The organism is Psychrobacter sp. AOP7-B1-24 (genome assembly GCF_052376215.1).
Taxonomy (GTDB): Bacteria; Pseudomonadota; Gammaproteobacteria; order Pseudomonadales; family Moraxellaceae; genus Psychrobacter.
The window spans coordinates 1-1,719 of sequence record NZ_JBQSVL010000161.1 but is presented as its reverse complement, the minus strand read 5'-3'; the positions used below and the strand labels follow the sequence as shown (position 1 = coordinate 1,719).

Here is a 1,719-nt window from a genome sequence, read left to right as displayed (position 1 = left end):
CATAGCAAGATTAAACTGAAGAGTTTGATCATGGCTCAGATTGAACGCTGGCGGCAGGCTTAACACATGCAAGTCGAGCGGAAACGATGATAGCTTGCTATCAGGCGTCGAGCGGCGGACGGGTGAGTAACACTTAGGAATCTACCTAGTAGTGGGGGATAGCTCGGGGAAACTCGAATTAATACCGCATACGACCTACGGGAGAAAGGGGGCAGTTTACTGCTCTCGCTATTAGATGAGCCTAAGTCGGATTAGCTAGATGGTGGGGTAAAGGCCTACCATGGCGACGATCTGTAGCTGGTCTGAGAGGATGATCAGCCACACCGGGACTGAGACACGGCCCGGACTCCTACGGGAGGCAGCAGTGGGGAATATTGGACAATGGGGGAAACCCTGATCCAGCCATGCCGCGTGTGTGAAGAAGGCCTTTTGGTTGTAAAGCACTTTAAGCAGTGAAGAAGACTCTTCGGTTAATACCCGGAGACGATGACATTAGCTGCAGAATAAGCACCGGCTAACTCTGTGCCAGCAGCCGCGGTAATACAGAGGGTGCAAGCGTTAATCGGAATTACTGGGCGTAAAGCGAGCGTAGGTGGCTTGATAAGTCAGATGTGAAATCCCCGGGCTTAACCTGGGAACTGCATCTGATACTGTTAAGCTAGAGTAGGTGAGAGGGAAGTAGAATTTCAGGTGTAGCGGTGAAATGCGTAGAGATCTGAAGGAATACCGATGGCGAAGGCAGCTTCCTGGCATCATACTGACACTGAGGCTCGAAAGCGTGGGTAGCAAACAGGATTAGATACCCTGGTAGTCCACGCCGTAAACGATGTCTACTAGTCGTTGGGTCCCTTGAGGACTTAGTGACGCAGCTAACGCAATAAGTAGACCGCCTGGGGAGTACGGCCGCAAGGTTAAAACTCAAATGAATTGACGGGGGCCCGCACAAGCGGTGGAGCATGTGGTTTAATTCGATGCAACGCGAAGAACCTTACCTGGTCTTGACATATCTAGAATCCTGCAGAGATGCGGGAGTGCCTTCGGGAATTAGAATACAGGTGCTGCATGGCTGTCGTCAGCTCGTGTCGTGAGATGTTGGGTTAAGTCCCGCAACGAGCGCAACCCTTGTCCTTAGTTACCAGCGGGTTAAGCCGGGAACTCTAAGGATACTGCCAGTGACAAACTGGAGGAAGGCGGGGACGACGTCAAGTCATCATGGCCCTTACGACCAGGGCTACACACGTGCTACAATGGTAGGTACAGAGGGCAGCTACACAGCGATGTGATGCGAATCTCAAAAAGCCTATCGTAGTCCAGATTGGAGTCTGCAACTCGACTCCATGAAGTAGGAATCGCTAGTAATCGCGGATCAGAATGCCGCGGTGAATACGTTCCCGGGCCTTGTACACACCGCCCGTCACACCATGGGAGTTGATTGCACCAGAAGTGGTTAGCCTAACCTTCGGGGAGGCGATCACCACGGTGTGGTTGATGACTGGGGTGAAGTCGTAACAAGGTAGCCGTAGGGGAACCTGCGGCTGGATCACCTCCTTATAGATGACATTCGGTCAGCAAGAATTCACAACAAGTTGTTCTTTAGTTTAAGCTAGTATTTATTAGCTTTTGCCTTTGTAGGCATACAAAGGCCTGTAGCTCAGCTGGTTAGAGCACCGTGTTGATAACGCGGGGGTCGGCAGTTCAAGTCTGCCCAGGCCTACCATT

Annotated in this window: 1 tRNA gene and 1 rRNA gene; both read left to right on the top strand. The window is 51.7% G+C overall.

The features are described from left to right. Nucleotides 1-12: 12 nt before the first annotated feature. Nucleotides 13-1,551, top strand: a 16S ribosomal RNA gene (locus ACT3QP_RS14715). 89 nt (nt 1,552-1,640) lie between these two features. Next, nucleotides 1,641-1,717 (top strand) — tRNA-Ile (locus tag ACT3QP_RS14710). Nucleotides 1,718-1,719 lie beyond the last annotated feature (2 nt).